General features: G+C 61.5%; 18 protein-coding genes and 1 riboswitch. Of the genes, 10 read left to right on the forward strand and 8 right to left on the reverse strand.

Annotation, left to right across the window (positions count from 1 at the left end):
- Window positions 1–65 precede the first annotated feature (65 nt).
- The 6 genes from GLR48_RS22420 to GLR48_RS22445 all read right to left on the reverse strand — a co-directional run bounded on the left by GLR48_RS22420 (window position 66) and on the right by GLR48_RS22445 (window position 5,496).
- Window positions 66–1,424 carry a multicopper oxidase family protein gene (locus GLR48_RS22420; RefSeq protein WP_237065884.1) on the reverse strand — a complete coding sequence of 453 codons (1,359 nt, stop codon included), beginning with the start codon at window positions 1,422–1,424 and terminating at the stop codon, window positions 66–68.
- Window positions 1,425–1,454: 30 nt separating this feature from the next.
- Window positions 1,455–2,918: a TolC family protein gene (locus GLR48_RS22425; protein ID WP_237065886.1), complete on the reverse strand. Its 1,464-nt coding sequence runs from the start codon at window positions 2,916–2,918 to the stop codon at window positions 1,455–1,457.
- Window positions 2,918–3,142 (reverse strand): hypothetical protein, encoded by a 225-nt coding sequence (locus tag GLR48_RS22430; protein ID WP_237065888.1) that lies wholly within the window; start codon window positions 3,140–3,142, stop codon window positions 2,918–2,920. Before GLR48_RS22430 ends, GLR48_RS22425 begins: the two co-directional genes overlap by 1 nt.
- Window positions 3,143–3,222: 80 nt before the next feature.
- Complete coding sequence (locus tag GLR48_RS22435) at window positions 3,223–3,606, reverse strand: hypothetical protein (protein WP_237065890.1); 384 nt, start codon at window positions 3,604–3,606, stop codon at window positions 3,223–3,225.
- Window positions 3,607–3,945: 339 nt separating this feature from the next.
- Window positions 3,946–5,211: a sialidase family protein gene (locus tag GLR48_RS22440; RefSeq protein ID WP_237065892.1), complete on the reverse strand. Its 1,266-nt coding sequence runs from the start codon at window positions 5,209–5,211 to the stop codon at window positions 3,946–3,948.
- Window positions 5,212–5,298: 87 nt separating this feature from the next.
- Complete coding sequence (locus tag GLR48_RS22445; RefSeq protein ID WP_237065898.1) at window positions 5,299–5,496, reverse strand: heavy-metal-associated domain-containing protein; 198 nt, start codon at window positions 5,494–5,496, stop codon at window positions 5,299–5,301.
- A gap of 162 nt (window positions 5,497–5,658) precedes the next feature.
- Here GLR48_RS22445 and GLR48_RS22450 point away from each other — a divergent pair, with 162 nt between their 5' ends.
- From GLR48_RS22450 to GLR48_RS22460, 3 genes are all read left to right on the forward strand, one after another.
- Window positions 5,659–5,982, forward strand: a complete 324-nt coding sequence (locus GLR48_RS22450) for a hypothetical protein (RefSeq protein WP_237065899.1) — start codon at window positions 5,659–5,661, stop codon at window positions 5,980–5,982.
- 77 nt (window positions 5,983–6,059) lie between these two features.
- A riboswitch (cobalamin riboswitch) is annotated at window positions 6,060–6,283 on the forward strand.
- A gap of 32 nt (window positions 6,284–6,315) precedes the next feature.
- A complete protein-coding gene (locus GLR48_RS22455) occupies window positions 6,316–6,486 on the forward strand; it encodes a CbtB domain-containing protein (protein ID WP_237065900.1) in 171 nt (56 codons plus the stop codon).
- Between the two features lies 1 nt (window position 6,487).
- On the forward strand, window positions 6,488–7,138 hold the full coding sequence (locus tag GLR48_RS22460) for a CbtA family protein (protein WP_237065901.1): 651 nt from the start codon (window positions 6,488–6,490) through the stop codon (window positions 7,136–7,138).
- A 12-nt stretch (window positions 7,139–7,150) separates the two neighbouring features.
- Here the strand turns inward: GLR48_RS22460 and GLR48_RS22465 are convergent, their stop codons facing one another.
- Window positions 7,151–7,507 carry a DUF1636 family protein gene (locus GLR48_RS22465; protein ID WP_237065902.1) on the reverse strand — a complete coding sequence of 119 codons (357 nt, stop codon included), beginning with the start codon at window positions 7,505–7,507 and terminating at the stop codon, window positions 7,151–7,153.
- Window positions 7,508–7,747: 240 nt separating this feature from the next.
- Here GLR48_RS22465 and GLR48_RS22470 point away from each other — a divergent pair, with 240 nt between their 5' ends.
- The 7 genes from GLR48_RS22470 to mrdA all read left to right on the forward strand — a co-directional run bounded on the left by GLR48_RS22470 (window position 7,748) and on the right by mrdA (window position 14,990).
- Entirely contained in the window at window positions 7,748–8,608 is an 861-nt protein-coding gene (locus GLR48_RS22470) for a DUF6692 family protein (RefSeq protein ID WP_237065903.1), read from the forward strand.
- Between the two features lie 31 nt (window positions 8,609–8,639).
- Window positions 8,640–9,401, forward strand: coding sequence for a glutaredoxin (locus tag GLR48_RS22475; RefSeq protein ID WP_237065904.1), 762 nt, complete (start codon window positions 8,640–8,642; stop codon window positions 9,399–9,401).
- Window positions 9,402–9,462: 61 nt separating this feature from the next.
- The gene (locus GLR48_RS22480; protein WP_237065905.1) at window positions 9,463–10,236 is read left to right on the forward strand and encodes a DsbA family protein; all 774 of its coding nucleotides are present in this window, start codon (window positions 9,463–9,465) and stop codon (window positions 10,234–10,236) included.
- Window positions 10,237–10,987: 751 nt separating this feature from the next.
- A complete protein-coding gene (locus tag GLR48_RS22485; RefSeq protein ID WP_237065907.1) occupies window positions 10,988–11,644 on the forward strand; it encodes a c-type cytochrome in 657 nt (218 codons plus the stop codon).
- Between the two features lie 82 nt (window positions 11,645–11,726).
- The gene (locus GLR48_RS22490) at window positions 11,727–12,632 is read left to right on the forward strand and encodes a c-type cytochrome (RefSeq protein WP_442915869.1); all 906 of its coding nucleotides are present in this window, start codon (window positions 11,727–11,729) and stop codon (window positions 12,630–12,632) included.
- Window position 12,633: 1 nt separating this feature from the next.
- Window positions 12,634–13,056 carry a hypothetical protein gene (locus GLR48_RS22495; RefSeq protein WP_237065911.1) on the forward strand — a complete coding sequence of 141 codons (423 nt, stop codon included), beginning with the start codon at window positions 12,634–12,636 and terminating at the stop codon, window positions 13,054–13,056.
- The gene (gene mrdA / locus GLR48_RS22500; protein ID WP_442915870.1) at window positions 13,053–14,990 is read left to right on the forward strand and encodes a penicillin-binding protein 2; all 1,938 of its coding nucleotides are present in this window, start codon (window positions 13,053–13,055) and stop codon (window positions 14,988–14,990) included. The genes GLR48_RS22495 and mrdA overlap by 4 nt, the downstream gene beginning before the upstream one ends.
- Window positions 14,991–15,123: 133 nt before the next feature.
- Here mrdA and GLR48_RS22505 read toward each other — a convergent pair whose 3' ends face one another.
- Window positions 15,124–15,582, reverse strand: a complete 459-nt coding sequence (locus GLR48_RS22505) for a c-type cytochrome (protein WP_237065913.1) — start codon at window positions 15,580–15,582, stop codon at window positions 15,124–15,126.
- Window positions 15,583–15,737 lie beyond the last annotated feature (155 nt).

The raw sequence follows: 15,737 nt of genomic DNA on the forward strand, positions 1-15,737 counted from the left end.
CGCCTGTCCGGACCTTTTCGGGCCCGGATTTCTGAATGATCTGCCGTGTGCGGTCGCGGGCCCGGTCAGCCGCGCGACACCGGCGGATCGGTATATCGGGTCGTGGCATCCGCAACCTGCATGGGTTCCGGTACCTCGCCGGTCCATTCGGCGGCCTGGGTGCCCGGCGGGTTTTCATACCAACCGGGGTCCGCGTAATCGTCGGACGCGACGCCGGGGCGGACCTTTACGACGGAAAACATGCCCCCCATCTCGATGGGGCCGTACTTGCCCCATCCGGACATCATCGGCGCGGTATTTTTGGGGATCGGCATCTCCATCTCGCCCATATCGGCCATGCCGGCCGTGCCCATCGGCATGTATTCCGGCTGCACGCGCCGGATTTTTTGCGTCACGTTGGTCTTGTCGGCCCCGATGAACGTCGGGACGTCGTGGCCCATTGCGTTCATCGTGTGGTGCGATTTGTGACAGTGAATTGCCCAGTCGCCCTCATGCTCGGCCTTGAAGTCGAACGCACGCATCGCCCCCACGGGGATGTCGATCGACACCTCGGACCACGCCACGTCGGGGTTCACCCAGCCACCGTCAGTGCAGGACACCTTGAAGTCGTAGCCGTGCATGTGGATCGGATGGTTCGTCATCGTCAGGTTGCCGACGCGCACACGCACGTCATCGCCCTTGTTCACGACCAGCGGATCGATGCCCGGGAAAATACGGCTATTCCAGGTCCACAGATTGAAGTCGGTCATTTCCATGATGCGGGGAATGTAGGTGCCCGGATCGATGTCAAAGGCGTTCAGCATGATCAGGAAATCGCGGTCGACGCGCCGGAATGCCGGGTCTTTGGGGTGGACGACGAACATGCCCATCATACCCATGGCCATCTGCACCATTTCATCCGCGTGCGGGTGGTACATGAACGTGCCCGATTTGATCAGATCGAACTCATAGGCAAAGGTCTTGCCCGGCGGGATCCCCGGATGGCTCAATCCCTGCACGCCGTCCATGCCGGACGGCAGGATCAGCCCGTGCCAGTGTACGGTCGTGTGCTCCGGCAGGCGGTTGGTGACGAAGATGCGGACCCTGTCGCCTTCGACCGCTTCGATGGTCGGGCCGATGGATGTGCCGTTGTATCCCCACAGATAGGCCGTGGTGCCTTCGGTCAGTTCCCGTTCAACAGGTTCGGCGACAAGGTGAAATTCCTTCACCCCGTCCTTCATCCGGTGTGGCAGCGTCCAGCCGTTCAGCGTGACGACCGGATTGTAGTCGGGACCGGAGGTGGGCACGACAGGCGGCTGCGTGCCAGCCGCATCTGTCAAAGCCGCCTCTGGCAAGCTACGGTTGTCGGTCTGGGACCACGCCTTGGTCGATACCAGGGTTGCCCCTGCCACTCCGGTTCCCAAAAGTTGACGTCTGTTCATCATCTGTCTTTTTCCTTTTGTGAGATTTCAGGGTTAGTGTCCGGCCCCGCCACCGGCGGCCAGTTCGACGCCGCCGGCATCGCCGCCCCCTGCCCCGCCACCGCCACCGTAAATGGCTGCGTCAAGGCCGGCTGCGGCGAGCCAGAACTGGTGCTTGGCCTCTGCCGCATCGAGTTTGCTGCCCAGTCCTTCGCGGACATCGATCAGCAGTTCGAATGTGCTGGTGATCATGCCGTTGTTGGCCAGCAGGGATTCGTCGTCAATGATCCGGCGCAGCGGCAGAACGACATCGCGGTATTGTTTCGCAATGGCATAAGTGCCGCGATACCTGGTCTCGGCAACCCGCGCTTCCGAGCGCACCGCAACGGCTATTTCGGCAAGACTGTTGGCCGCCTGCAGATAAGACAGTTCCGCCTTACGCATGCGGGCCTTGCCGCTGTCGTAGATCGGGATCTGAAACTCCAGTTCGGCTTGCGGCAGGATCTTTGTCTCTACATCGCCGTCTTCGCCTAATTCGCGTTCAAGTTCCGCACCGGCAATCACCTCAAGATCCGTCAGCACGCGGGTTGCGTCCGTCAGCCCGTAAGCCTGTGCCGTCGCCGCAAGGCTCAGCCGTGCCACTTCCAGATCAACGCGGTTCTGCAAGGCCTGCGCCTCGATGGCGCCGGTTCCGCGCAGGCCGCCCGGCAGCTGCGGCAACGCATCGGGGACGAAATAATCGACCTCGGTGCCCCACAACCCCATCAGGCGTGTAAGTTGTTCCTTGGCGACAGAGGCCGCCAAACGGGCTTCTGCCGTCTGGGCGGCGAGCTCCGCGTCGAAGACCTGCTCACGGGCCTGACCCGCCCGGTTCAGGGCACCGGTCTGACCCAGCTGCTGTGCCAGTTCGGAAGACGCGTCAGCCGCCTGCGACGCTTGATTGAGAAACGTCACCGTCTCGAACGCGGCAACGGCATCGATCCAGGCGGTACGCGTTTCCGCCGCCAGTGTCAGCGTGTCTACGACGGCCTGCATCTGAGCACGCTGGAAATCGGCCTGTGCCACGGCAACGCGGCGCTTTCGGGTTGGCGCATCGAGGAGATTGACCCTGGCGAGGGATTCCAGTGCTCGGAACAGTCCAAGTTCCGGTGCGCCGATTCCGAGCAGGCCAACCGAGACGATCGGGTTCTCCGGTGTCGACTCCTGCCAGATGTCGGCCGCCGACAGACCCACGGCGGCATAGGATGCCTGCAGGCCACGATTGTTCAGTAAGGCAACCTGCACCGCCGTATCGGCCGTGATCGTCTTGCGGTGCGTCAGAGCGTGGATCTCTTTCGCAACCTGTTGTGATTGGGCGCTGGTCTGCAACCAGACGGACTTACGGCCCGTCGCGGCCCGCGTCTTGTCCGCAACAAGGGAGAAACCGGCGTCCGGTGCCGTGATCCCGGGTGGGAGTGTTGTTGCACAGGCCCCCAGGGCCAGCGGAAATGCGATGACCGTCATCTTGAGCACCCGCATCACAGATCCGCCTGTGATGTGTTGGACTCGCGCCAGTCGGCAGGATCCATGACGGGACGCACCGTATAGTTGCGGATAGGGTTGACGTAACCGGTCTGCCGGGCGGCCACAGTGGCTGTCGCTGGTGCGGCAATATAGGCCGTGTCAGGCAAGGGTGTCGGCGGCGGCATGCACGCTGACAGCGTCAGGGGCACGGCCCCGACGAATAGAAATCTGAATGTCACGAAGTATCCTGCTCTGCTGAACGCGGTCCCTCACGTTCGAGGGACCGATATCTGAAGTCAGGCCCGCCTGCGGGCCGCGATCAGAATGTCAGAGAGGGCGGACGGATAAAGCTGATGGCAGCGTGACGCGGCACCATTGCGAGATAGAACGGATCAATCGAGCTCAAACGTCCCGTCGGGCCATCGATGCGTGATGGAACGCCCAGAATCGTTGCGCATGCCTGAACGCAGCAATTGCCGTCTTCGCTACCGTGCATATCGGAGCTATGATTGGCGGGGCAGGCCGCACGGGCTTCGTGTACTTCATGCTCGGCGATCTCGTCAGATGACATCGTCGTTTCATGCTCGTGCTGCTGCTGCTGCGCCGACAACGGCCCCGCCAACGCGCCGAACGCCAGGACCGCGGCCACGGCAATCACCATGGCACAGCGCAGGAGTTTCAGAAGGGCGGCGAGAGTTGTCATGAATGCCTATTTAAATTTGGATCAGGCACCCGTCAATTGCTACTTCGGTATTTGGCGTCGCACTGCAGCATTTTGCCGATGGTGTGATGTATCGCAACACCTACGCCAGCGGGTCTCTCCGGCCAAAATCCCGCAACATTCTTTAATTGTTCACGTTTTCGTAAAGGCCGGGGAGATCGTCCGACAAGCGAACGACGCTTGCCTTGTTTGTTCAGGGCAAGATCAAACCGACTGTCGGTGTCGCAGGCCACGGCCACACGTGCGGTCGCGCCCCCTGCAGGCCGGGCATGAAAGGCCGCACGTTTCCAAAAGCGACTGCCTCAATCTCATCGGGTCAGGTCATTCAGAAAGATCGACCGTTCCGCGCGCGACATGGATGGCGGTCCCATCATCCGGGCGACCCTCTGCGTCAACTGATGGTTCGGTCCAGGCGATGTAAACGTCGTCGCCCGCCAGCGTCATGCGGGGAAAGCCCATCGCGTTTCCCGTGCGATTGACCGCGATGGCGACCGGGTCTCCGCATCCGTCCGCCGCGGTCGCCCGGCAGGTCAGGAGCACTTCTCCGGCTGCCGTCCATTCGACCCAGCTGACGAGGGCCGATCCGTCCACGAGTTGCAGCAGGTCGACCCGGCCCGCGGGTCCGCCCAGATCGATCTGTCGTGCGGGCCCAAAGCTGGCCCCCCGATCGTCCGAGAAGGCCATCTTGACCGCTGGCACGCCGCCGGCGCCGGTGAACCATACAAGGGCTGCATGATCGCCACGGGCTGCGATGGCGGGGCCGTTCACCGGGCATCCGTCGATTTCCCAGCCATCGCCGCTGACCGGCTGGGGATCTGTCCATGTCCCCTCCACGCGCCGCACCACCGAAATGTCCCTGACCTCGTCTGCGGTCCGATCACGGTAGGCCAGCAGGACGGTCCCATCATCGGTCACGACCGCACTCGTCTGACAACAGGTGCAGGTCCGGTCGTCCAGAAGCAGATCGTCCGACAGGGTTCGGTCGCCAGTGACAGTCGTCGCCCGCAGTTGCATGGCGCCGGCGTCTGCGTCATCGCTGCCGAACGTATCGCCGGTCTCGTAAGACCGTCCATCGAGCCACATCGCCAGAAGACCGTCCTTTGCATCGGGCAGCAGCGTGACGAAACCGTGTTGGCGGCTCAGGCCATCCCGGTGCGGCACGATGGGCGTGTCCCACGTTTTGCCACCGTCACCCGAGATCGCAATGTTGATGTCGTAATCATAGTACGAGTCCCCGTTCATCCGGAGCCAGCTGACGGCGATCCGGCCATCTGGCAGGCCTACGGCAGAGGAAAAGTCCGCATAGCTGATGAAGAGGTCATCACCTTCAGCGACGGTGACGGGGTCTGACCAGGTTACACCGTCGTAGATCGCGGTCTCGACCTTGGCGAAGGTGTCACCGGACACTTCGGTCCAGGACATCAGAACGCGACCGTCGGCCAGCGTCACAAGCGACGGCTCCTCGACGACGCCGGTGCTGGGCACGTCGATTTCGGCCAGCGTGGAAAAGACCTGCGCGGCACCCGAACTGCCGGTCAGGCCGAACGTAAGGCCTGCGATAAGAGAAAACAGAGAACCGCGTGTCATATCAAAAACCTTTTACACAGAAAACACGATCGCGCCGGTGCCCGGCGCAGTCGTCGAAATGAGACAGTCTTGGGCGTGACGCTTGGGTCAGACCGTTACCGCCGGATAGCCGGCGTCTTTCAGGGCTGCACGCAGCAGTGCGTCGTCGCGCCCGCTGTCGATGGCGACCGTGCGGGCCGGCATGTCAAACGACAGGGTCGCGGCGGGGTCGAGAGCCAGCACTGTTTTTTCGACGGTCGCCTTGCAGTGGCCGCAACTCATGGCAGGAATGGAATAGGTGGTCATAACAGTCTCCTATGCTGTGGTAAATATGTGGGGCCTTCCCCCGCTGGAAGGTCAAATGCAATTCTGTAGGTATGGACTGTCGACCTTCCCCCGGACTGGAAACCTTATCCCCGGACTGCAACCCTTATGTAAGGCGCTGAACCAAAGCGTGAGGTACCTTCCATGTCCGATATGTCCCCGATCACATTGTCCGTTACTGGCACGTCTTGTGCGTCCTGCTTGGGGCGGGTTCAGCGCGCTCTTGTGGCGGATCCGGGCGTCACGTTGGCGGTGCACAGCGCCACGGCGGCCGCGGTCAATCTGGCGACGGAAGCGGTGCATGTCATGTCCGTCAATCGTGCGATGATGCGCAGTATCCGCCCGATCCTGTTCTGGGCCTCTGGCTACAATGTGGCGCTGATCCCGGTGGCGGCACCCGTCATCGCCCCGCCAGCCGCACCGCAATCCCGGCCCATCCTGCAAAGCCTGGGAAAGGCGACGAGATAGCCCGGGCGAAGCGCCCTGCCCTGGCCTGTGACGGGCGCGGTGCCGCGTAACGGATATTGCATTTTCGGTTCAGGCCCGGTCTAGTGATCCTGCTTGGTGTTCCATACGCACAAAGTGCAGGAACCGAACAGGGAATCTGGTCAGGATCGATCCGGTATGGAGATCCGATGCCAGAGCCGCCCCCGCGACTGTAAGCGGTGAGCGACTGCCGAATTGTCCACTCACATCCCATGATGTGGGGAAGGCCGGCAGATCGTCACGACCCGCGAGCCAGGAGACCTGCCAGGCACAGTGCAGACCGACCGTCGGGTGTGACGGCAAGGAGAATGACCTATGACGACCCTCGTTCAATCGCAGGTGCGCGATGCAGGCGGCACACGCGCAATCATCATGGCCCTGGCGTTCGGCCTGGCTTTGATCGCGTCCGTTGGCTTTGCCTCGGCCGGTGCCATTCACGACGCTGCGCACGATGTGCGCCACGCGACCGGCTTTCCCTGCCACTGACATGTTGCGTCCCATTCTGACGACCGCGCTGCTGGCCGGCGCGGCCGCCGGTGTGGCAGCCGGCGTGCTTCACCTTGTCTTCGTTCAGGACATTCTTCTCTCGGCCGAAGTATTCGAGACTAGATCCGAACAAGCCCCCGCCGCACTTCTGACGATGCGCAATGCGCTGACGATCATGGTCATGGTTGTGCTCTACTGCGGCTATGGCGTGATCCTCGTCGCACTGATGGCGTTTCGCGGACAGGCAGGCGACCGGATCGATGCGCGGTCCGGCCTCCTGTGGGGGATCGCCGGTTTTGCCGTCGTCATGCTCGCTCCGGCGTTTTCGCTGCCTGCACAACTACCGGGGGCGACCGAGACTGAGCTTGCCATGCGTCAGATCTGGTGGGTGATATTCGTGCTGTCAGCCGCGGGGGGTGCTTGGATCCTGGCGTACGGCAAGACGCCTGGCCAATGGGCCGTTGCGGCCCTGCTGCTGGTGGCTCCTCATCTGGTCGGTCCGCGCTTGCCGGATGTCCTGACGGGCAGCGCACCAATGGAACTGGCAGCACTCTTCACCGCGCGATCACTTGGCGTCGGATTGCTGACCTGGATCGTCCTGGGAATGGTCGCGGGTGCCGTCTGGCGACGCGAACAAGCTGAACCGGCCTGAACGACCGAGCGGTTAGACTTTCTGCGCAGGCATGACGGGGATGCGGGCCCGCAGGCAGGACCGCAGTCTGCCACACGGCCGCGCGTCCTCGATCCACCCGTCCGGAGCCTCCAGATAGGTGCGGCACGTCGCGATCAGATCGTCGATATCCGTATCGAAGGACACACCCGAGAACAGGTATGTGGCGCGACCCTGACCTTGGAGTGCCACAGACGACGGGGTCTGACACGCGCCGAGGCAGGCGGCCGTCGACACGCTCACGGTGTCGTTCAAACCTGCAGCACCGATGGCCGCCATCAGCCGCAGCCTGGACACCGTTACAGATGCCGCCGGTGCGCAGGTGTTGCAGATGCAGATGTTCACCGTCACGGCATTCCCTTTTAATACTGCCCGGATGGATTGAGGATGGCCATGGCATCACCGGATTTCAGGTGCCCACGGTTCGCTGAACTCACTTTCATCCCGACCTGATGCCTTTCAGCAAAGGTGACGGTTTGCCCCGGTCCGCCTCGCATCACGGGGCGCTGTATAAAAATACTGATTTTATGGGAACATTCCAGCGCCGGAACTTGGTTGCGTCTGCAAAGCCGTACTCAAGAAGGATACCCCATGCATTATGTCCGCTTCTTCGCGATGATCGCCACCTCCACTGTGGTCATGTTCGGATTGATGTATCTGAACTCGTATTCCCTTGAGCATATTTATTTCTCGCAGACCCGCATGTGGATGGCGCTCTATATGGGTGCGATCATGGCGATTATCATGCTGGCGTTCATGCTGGGCATGTACAAGAACCGTACAGTTAATATGGCGATCTTCGGCGGGTCCGCAGTGGTGTTCGCGCTGGCGCTCTGGCTGGTGCGGTCACAAGAGACGGTCGGCGACGTCGCGTGGATGAAGGCAATGATCCCGCACCACTCCATCGCAATCCTGACGTCGTCGCGCGCCAACATCTCGGATCCCCGCGTGCGCAAGCTGGCCGACGAGATCATCGAGGCGCAGGACCGCGAGATCGCGGAAATGCGTTGGATGATCGCCGATATCGAAGCCAATGGCGAACAAACGACGTATCCGTTGGGCGAAGCCGATGCCCCGGCCGAAGTGGCTTCGCTGACCGAGGCGTTGTCGTCCGCCGTCATCGCCTCTGTCGATCTCGCACCGCTGAGCGATGATGAGATCACCCGCGCCCTGCCCGCCGGAGCGGTTTGCAATTTCCGCCGTGGCGTCGATGCGGACCCGGTGTTCGCCGTTGCCGCCGACGGCGCATCGGTGACGAAGGTGTCCGGCCAGTTGGTCATGCTGACCGGTGACGGCACACCCGACAATGCTGGCGTTGCGGCCCAGACGGAGGGACTGCGGGTGACAGTTACGCCCCATGCCGCTGAGGATGAAGCCACCCTGCTGTTCGATCTGACCACCGGGCAACCTTTGACCGTCGGGTACGATGGTTACTGGGCCTGTGCGTCCTGAACGGCATCACGTAAGATAAGGAAACTGCCCCATGCCCAAAGACAACAGTGCGGACGCCAGAACGGCCGTCCTTTACCGGATGGTCATGCCAGAACACACCTGCCCCTACGGCCTGAAATCCAAGGACCTGCTGGAACGGCAGGGTTATACAGTCGAAGATCATCACCTGAAAACCAAGGAAGAGACCGAGGCCTTCAAGTCGGAGCACGACGTCAAGACGACGCCGCAGACCTTCATCGACGGTCAGCGGATCGGAGGCCATGACGATCTGCAGGTGTATTTTGGCAAGGCCGACCCGGATGACGACGGACTGTCTTATACCCCCGTCATCGCGCTGTTCTCGGTCGCGGCGCTGACGGCAGTGGCTTTCACGTGGTATGCGTTTCAGACGCTGCTGACCTGGCAGACTTTGGGATGGTTCGTGTCACTGTCGATGATCCTGCTGGGCCTGCAAAAGCTGAAGGACATCGAGAGTTTCTCGACAATGTTCCTGAACTACGACCTGCTGGCCAAGCGCTGGGTGCGGTACGGATACATTTACCCCTTCATCGAGACCGGGGCTGGCATCCTGATGACGGCGATGGTCGCAACATGGTTGTCGGCCCCGCTGGCGCTGCTGATCGGTACAATCGGCGCGGTGAGCGTCTTCAAAGCGGTCTACATCGATAAGCGCGAACTGAAATGCGCCTGTGTCGGCGGAGACAGCAACGTACCGCTGGGCTTCGTGTCGCTGACCGAAAACCTCGGCATGGTGGCGATGTCGGTCGTCATGCTGGTCCTGCTGTTTGCATGAGCATGCCCCAGTCGAGAGCGTTAAAAAACGACGAGGCGGCAGCGCTGGGACGACGTCAATCATGAGTGTCTGGAAACGACGCGCTCTGTTGGCGGGTGGCGCACTGGCTGTTGGCGCTTGGGTGAAAGGGGCACCGCACCTACTGTCTTTGCGGACGCCGTCTCTCGACTTTAGAAACCTTGACGACTTGCCGCCCTTCCGGGAACTCACGGCCGCCGGCACCATTACCACAAACCAGCCAATCTTTGCCGGACTTTCGAACGGAGACGCCGTGTCGGCCGCGGCCCGCGTTTTGGCTCAGGACGTTCGCGACCACCCCTGTGATGCTCTTTACGGCGATCCTGTTCCGGGCCGCGTTCCTGTCGCAGTCTTTTCCGACTTCAGATGCCCCAATTGCCGCGTCATGGATGCGCGGTTGTCAGAGATCGAACAGGATATGCCCGATCGCTTCTACATCGTCCGTCATGAACTGCCGATCCTTGGCGATGCGTCGATCATTGCCAGCCGGGCTGTGCTGGCAGCGCAGAGGCAAGGTGCCTACAGCGAGATGTACGCCCGGTTGATCCGTACGCCTGCGGTCACCGATCTGGCCTATGTGTCCCAGATCGCGGCCAGCATCGGGCTCGATATCGAAGCGTTCCAATCGGATATGCAATCATCCCGCACCACCGACCAGCTCCTCAAGAGCAAGGCTGTTGCAAGTCTCTTTCACTTCATCGGCACGCCGGCCTTTGTTGTGGGGCGAACAGCATTTCTGGGAACCGTCACGGTCTCCCTGTTCAAAGCCTTGATCGGTGTCGAAACGGACCGGCCTTGCGATGCGGCCGTCACCTGACGATGGACGGTCCAGCAGTAGGAAACTGACCGGACGCCCAATATTCGCAAGCATCAAGGAGATCAGCTGCTCGCAAGTGTGCCAGATGCAGAAGACCTCAGTGAGCAAAGTGCAAATTGAGGATCCAGAGTGGCACTTTAGCGGAGGACCGCATCAGAAAGCGTTTGACCCTCCAGCGCTGGAACCTGTTCCAAGTTGTCTCAATAATAACCGTTCAAACACGGCGTGCAGGCGACATGACCAGTTTTTACCCAACGCAGACCACGACGACGCCGGCGCGCTTCCGCAGCTGCAATGCGTTCGGCTGGCAAAGGTGCTGGGTGACTGACACTTGCAAGCTGCTGATGAGCGGTCTTTTCTCGCGATGTCCGCGTGGACGCCCCTTACGGGTGGCGTCTTGTCTCATGTCACTTCTCATCGCGCTGCTGTTTCTGGACGGTGGACATGTCCGATCCGCTTCCGAGAGCCACGTTCGCCCGCACGCTGTTGTACAGTCCGTGACGGTGGCGACACCCAGCCATTCCGCTGCAACGGGGTGCCATACCCTGATGGCCTGTGGATTGGCCATCGGAGTCACAAACGCCATTCCGCCCAGACCCACGCCCGCCGCAGCACTGCATGCGAGGCCAGCGATTTCGACCGCGGCCGATCAGCAGGGCCGCGGGTCCGATGTGCCGCCACCGCGCGTCTGAAGCCATGTCCCTAACGGGGACCGCTTCGCCACATCGCCACATTCGAGAAGAAGACAGATATGAAACGATCGATAACGATCGGCGCGATCATTGCATCGTCGCTGGGTGCCGCCGCGTTTGCCCATAATGGTGCCACAGGCGTCGTGCTTGAGCGCATGAACGGCATGTCCGCCATGAAGAAGGTCATGGGTGAGCTTGCGCCGATGATGCGCGGGGAGGCTCCCTATGATATCGCCGCGGCTCAGAAGGGTGCCGCGACGATCATGGCACACGCGGGCGGTAACATGGTCAAGCTATTCCCAGAGGAGGCCATTCCCGCGACATCCTACGCAGTGTCGGCGCTATGGGAGCGGTGGGATGACTTTTCCGATCTGGCCGATTTGCTCGCGAGTCAGGCCTTCGGATTGGCGATGGCCGTTCCCAATGGGCTGACAGCGCCACGACCGGCAAGCCCGCTTCACGACATGGGGACAATGGAAGGCATGGCCGACATGTCCGGCATGGCCGATACCGACGCGCTACCCTCGCAGGATCTGACAGTGGCGCAACTGATGGGTGTCGAACCGACGGCTGACGCGCGCGCAAGCGCAACAGTCCTGCCGGAGGAGCGCGACAATGGCGTCCTCGATTATGCCACCATGCCCGCACCGGTCGCCTTTGAAATGGTCAGCCAGACATGTGCCGCCTGCCACAGCCAATTTCGGCGGGGCAGCTGAGATGCGATGGCTTGTCGTTGCGCTGGTCCTGGGAGGAATCCTTGCAAGTGCGGGCATCTTTACCGTATCGCGCTGGCCCATCGTGGAACCTGTCACCCTTGGCATGATGGAAGGCGATGCACAGCGCGGGGCCTATCTTGCGCGATCCGCTGGGTGCGTCGCATGTCACACGGACGTTCAGAGAGGCGGAGCCGCACTCGCCGGCGGGGCACCGCTGGACACGCCGTTCGGTCGCTTCGTTCCGCCGAACCTGACGCCGGATCCGGTCCATGGCATTGGAAACTGGACGCTCGACCAGTTTGCTGTCGCGGTGCGGCAGGGCGTCAGACCCGATGGAAAGGCCTATTATCCGGCATTTACTTACGAGTTCTACAACCGCTTTACCGATGGGGACATTGCGGATCTCTGGACGGCGTTCCGCACGGTCCCCCCCGTCCCTGTCGCCGCGGCGCGCCATGATCTGAACTTTCCGTTCAACCTCAGATGGGGTCTCAAGCTATGGCGGGCGCGGTACATGACACAGTCCGAAATGACACCGGTCATGGCGCAGTCGGATGCCTGGAACCGTGGACAACAGCTGGTGAACGGTGCTTCGCATTGTGCAGCATGCCACACAGCCCGCGGACTGTTCGGTGGATTGGACACCAGTGAGAGCCTCGCTGGCAATGCCAACTTGCCTGGCGGGAACAAGGCCCCATCCATCAGGACGGAGGCCCTGTTGACGCGGGGCTGGACCGTTGCAAACATGGCCTACGCCCTGCGGACAGGGATCATGCCAGACGGAGACGTCCTGGGCGGCAGTATGGCCGAAGCGATTGCGCAAGGCACGGGAATGCTGACCGATCGCGACCGGGAAGCGATCGCGACTTATCTCCTCACTCCGGCGGGTCAGACGAGCGTTGGACTGCCTACTCCTGTAACCGATCCAACGATGGGCGGTATGGCGGGTATGGAAGGAATGGCCGGTATGGAAAGCGGAGGAAACTGACGTGGAATCTCATTATCGCCCACGGGCCGGCCTGATCTGGGGCCTGATCACCTTCGCGAGTGTCGGCACGATCACCGCAGTCTGGTCCAACCCCTTGTTCATACGGATGACACCCGTTGCTGCCTGGGAATTTCCGGCAGTACTTCTGTTGGCCATCCTGACCGGGGTATTCTTTGCAGTGCGCTTTACGGCCTGTGGCGCGCGCCGGGCCGGGATCGGCGGCGTCCTGTCCTTTGTCGGTATCGCCTGCCCTGTCTGCAACAAGATCCTCATGCTGATCTTCGGCGGTCCCCTGTTGCTGGCATATTTCGATCCTGTCCGACCCTACGTCGCTCTGGCCGGGTTGATCCTTCTGGCCATCGGTATCTGGCGCAACATCGCAGCCCGGCGCACGGCCCTCGCCACGGAATGGCTCGTGCCATGACCAAATTGCAAACAGACCCGAAGGCACATCCCCGGCTGACGCGCCGCAGTATGATCCTGGGAGGGGCCCAACTGACGGTCGCAGGCGCGCTCGGTTTGCGAATGCACAGGATGCAGATCGATGAGGCAGACACGTATCGCATGATGGCCGAGGAAAACCGGATCAGCATGCAACTCGTGGCGCCGCCCCGTGGGCGCATTCTGGATCGGTTCGGTGCCGTGCTGGCTGATAACCGGCCGACCTATCAGGTGACCATCGTACGCGAGCGGGCCGGCGATCCCCAAAAGGTCCTGGCGGACGTGCAGAAGATTTTGGGGCTGTCCGACGATGACCTGAGGCAGATTCTGGACGAGATGGCGGATCGCAGCAGTTTCGTACCGGTTACGGTTGCCAGGGACATTACCTGGGACGAGCTGTCACAGATCTCACTGAATGCTCCTGCTTTGCCGGGCATTTCGGCAGACGTCGTGCTTCAGCGGGTCTATCCCTTCGGGACCGATTTCGCCCATCTCATTGGCTACGTCGGGCGTGCCAATGCGCAGGACGTCGCAGACAACGATGGCAATAACGCCCTGCTGACCCTGCCCGGGTTTCATATCGGCAAGATCAGTATCGAAAAGGCGCAGGAGACGTCCTTGCGCGGCACCGCGGGTCGCCTGTCGGTCGAGGTCAACGCTGCGGGCCGTGTCATGCGGAGCCTGGACCGGGTGCCACCTGTGCCGGGCGCGGACCTGCAGTTGACGATTGATCATCATCTTCAGAACTTCGCGCTTGCACGACTGGCTGGCCAGAGTGCGGCAGCCGTGGTCATAGACGTGCAGAACGGTGACCTGCTGGCCTGTGCTTCGGCCCCGACATTCGATCCGAACCTCTTCGTCGATGGTATCTCGTCGAAGGACTATAATGCGCTGCGCGACGATCCTTACAGGCCTTTGTCGGACAAGGTCGTCCAAGGGGCCTATCCGCCAGGTTCCGTTCTGAAGATGTCTTTGGCACTTGCGGCACTGGAGGGTACCGAGGTTGGCCCCGAAGAGACCGTCTATTGCCCCGGGTTTGTCGAAATCGGCGGTCGGCGGTTTCACTGCTGGAAGCGCGGCGGGCATGGCCACATCAGTTTGCGCGGTGCCCTGCGCGAGTCCTGTGACGTATTCTTCTACGAGATGGCGCGGCGGGTGGGGATCGACAACCTGCACGCCATGAGCGCACGACTGGGTCTCGGTCAGCGGCCCGACCTGCCCCTCTCAGGCATTTCATCGGGTCTGAACCCCTCCCGGGTCTGGAAGTTGGAACGCTACGGGACGGAATGGCTGATCGGCGATACGATCAACGCGTCCATCGGTCAGGGCTTCGTGCTGGCAACGCCGATGCAACTTGCCATCATGGCGGCGCGGGTTGCGTCGGGAAAGAACGTCGAGCCCCGCTTGTTCAAACCGCAGATGGCAGGCGACACCCGGAATTTCGAGGACATGGGACTGTCTCCCGCGTCCCTCGCACTTGTCCACGCGGGCATGACGGATGTTGTCAATGCAGCACGTGGCACGGCAAGATCATCGCGGATTGTGGCCGAAGGGCAGACCATGGCGGGTAAGACCGGGTCCAGTCAGGTGTTCAGCATTACGGCGGCAGAACGGGCTGCCGGCGTGCGCAGTCAGGCGGACCTTTTGTGGAACCGCCGGGACCATGCGCTGTTCACCGCTTTCGCCCCGGCAGCGCAACCGCGCATCGCGGTATCTGTCCTCGTGGAACACGGTGGTGGCGGCTCGCTTGCTGCAGCCCCCATCGCACGTGATCTCGTTCTGTTTTATCTCAATGGTGGGCTGCCGCCCGTTGAGGCTTACCCGGCAGACCAACGCGGTCGCATGCAAACCAGCCTGGAGGAGTTGAGCGCTTCGATCCTGCCAACTGACGGCCATACTCAAAAAGAACGAACGTAGATCCCTGCATCATTCTCATTCAAAAAAATGAGCCGGGTGTTGGACACGTGCCCGCAAGTATCTTCATTGGAAGAACAACAGATGTGTGCGTTTCGGGGGACGCCCTTAGTCTGAACGTCTCATCTGCGTGACATCAGAAGATACCGTTTTCCTGCTGAAGTTCGCGAATATAGCGCGCGATCAACATGACGTCGGCGTTGGTCACGCCATCGACCGGGGGCATATTTCCAAATTGCCAATGATGCGCCCGTACGCCATTTTTTGCCGCCAGTACGAATGCCACGTCAGAGTGGTGGTTGGGCTCGTAGATCTTGTGTACCAGCGGTGGCGCCACGCCAGTCTGCCCTGCAGCGTGCGTGCCGTGACACGATGCGCATTTCGCCTCAAACCCACGCTGCCCCATCCGGGCGTCGGCCGAGAGTTCGGCCGGAACCGCAACGTCGACGATCGGCGCATTGCTGGCCAGCGCGCTTGGAGCAGCAGGTTGAATGGACGCAGACGTATCTTCGGGTGAAGCCTGTCGGGCGGTCCAGTAGAAGCCCAAGCCGCCAAGCACGAAAACCGCGATGATGGCCTTATAAGTGTTGTTCATTTTGTGCCTTGTCTCTCGCGTAGGGGCAGGTTTCAAACGCGCAATGCGATGCAGGACACCTATCAAGCACGACAACCGGAGTCAGGCTCGACCTTCAATGCGTCGAGGCCCGGCCTGCAAGTGGTAGCACATATAGCCTGAGATGGGTGCGCTCC

Origin of the sequence: Loktanella sp. M215, assembly GCF_021735925.1 — a bacterium.
Taxonomy (GTDB): Bacteria; Pseudomonadota; Alphaproteobacteria; order Rhodobacterales; family Rhodobacteraceae; genus Loktanella.

Excerpts from the sequence above, each read along its gene's own strand:
- GLR48_RS22480 (WP_237065905.1), top strand. The coding sequence starts at position 9,463 with ATGAGTGTCTGGAAACGACGCGCTCTGTTGGCGGGTGGCGCACTGGCT.
- GLR48_RS22445 (WP_237065898.1), bottom strand. The coding sequence starts at position 5,496 with ATGACCACCTATTCCATTCCTGCCATGAGTTGCGGCCACTGCAAGGCG.
- GLR48_RS22435 (WP_237065890.1), bottom strand. The coding sequence starts at position 3,606 with ATGACAACTCTCGCCGCCCTTCTGAAACTCCTGCGCTGTGCCATGGTG.
- GLR48_RS22485 (WP_237065907.1), top strand. The coding sequence starts at position 10,988 with ATGAAACGATCGATAACGATCGGCGCGATCATTGCATCGTCGCTGGGT.
- GLR48_RS22505 (WP_237065913.1), bottom strand. The coding sequence starts at position 15,582 with ATGAACAACACTTATAAGGCCATCATCGCGGTTTTCGTGCTTGGCGGC.
- GLR48_RS22475 (WP_237065904.1), top strand. The coding sequence starts at position 8,640 with ATGCCCAAAGACAACAGTGCGGACGCCAGAACGGCCGTCCTTTACCGG.
- GLR48_RS22455 (WP_237065900.1), top strand. The coding sequence starts at position 6,316 with ATGACGACCCTCGTTCAATCGCAGGTGCGCGATGCAGGCGGCACACGC.
- GLR48_RS22425 (WP_237065886.1), bottom strand. The coding sequence starts at position 2,918 with ATGCGGGTGCTCAAGATGACGGTCATCGCATTTCCGCTGGCCCTGGGG.
- GLR48_RS22420 (WP_237065884.1), bottom strand. The coding sequence starts at position 1,424 with ATGATGAACAGACGTCAACTTTTGGGAACCGGAGTGGCAGGGGCAACC.
- GLR48_RS22440 (WP_237065892.1), bottom strand. The coding sequence starts at position 5,211 with ATGACACGCGGTTCTCTGTTTTCTCTTATCGCAGGCCTTACGTTCGGC.
- GLR48_RS22470 (WP_237065903.1), top strand. The coding sequence starts at position 7,748 with ATGCATTATGTCCGCTTCTTCGCGATGATCGCCACCTCCACTGTGGTC.
- GLR48_RS22450 (WP_237065899.1), top strand. The coding sequence starts at position 5,659 with ATGTCCGATATGTCCCCGATCACATTGTCCGTTACTGGCACGTCTTGT.
- mrdA (WP_442915870.1), top strand. The coding sequence starts at position 13,053 with ATGACCAAATTGCAAACAGACCCGAAGGCACATCCCCGGCTGACGCGC.
- GLR48_RS22460 (WP_237065901.1), top strand. The coding sequence starts at position 6,488 with ATGTTGCGTCCCATTCTGACGACCGCGCTGCTGGCCGGCGCGGCCGCC.